Origin of the sequence: Pseudomonas sp. HY2-MNA-CIBAN-0224 (assembly GCF_040310285.1) — a bacterium.
GTDB classification, from domain to species: Bacteria; Pseudomonadota; Gammaproteobacteria; order Pseudomonadales; family Pseudomonadaceae; genus Aquipseudomonas; species Aquipseudomonas helleri.
This window is the reverse complement of sequence record NZ_JBEOPQ010000884.1, coordinates 1-238: the sequence shown is the minus strand read 5'-3', so window position 1 is coordinate 238 and position 238 is coordinate 1. Positions and strand designations below refer to the sequence as shown.

Annotated in this window: 1 protein-coding gene; it reads right to left on the bottom strand. The window is 46.6% G+C overall.

What is annotated here, in order from left to right; all coding sequences use genetic code 11:
* Positions 1–238: GDSL-type esterase/lipase family protein (locus AAEZ03_RS28800; protein ID WP_350583415.1), on the bottom strand; the 238-nt coding region annotated here is incomplete at both ends.

Here is a 238-nt window from a genome sequence, read left to right as displayed (position 1 = left end):
ATCTTGTAGATGCTTGACCGCCGTACGAATATTTTTTTCAACAGTAGCGACATCGAGACCGCGAATCGCATCATTAGCGCCAATAGTTAATATCGTGATATCAGGTTCGGTCTGGCTCACCCAATCGAGACGATTGACTAGTCCGGTACTGGTTTCGCCACTGAGACCAGAATTGACCACGTCCACATTGGTATAGCCCATCTGCTTGAGCTTCGCTTCTAATTGCGCAGGATAATTA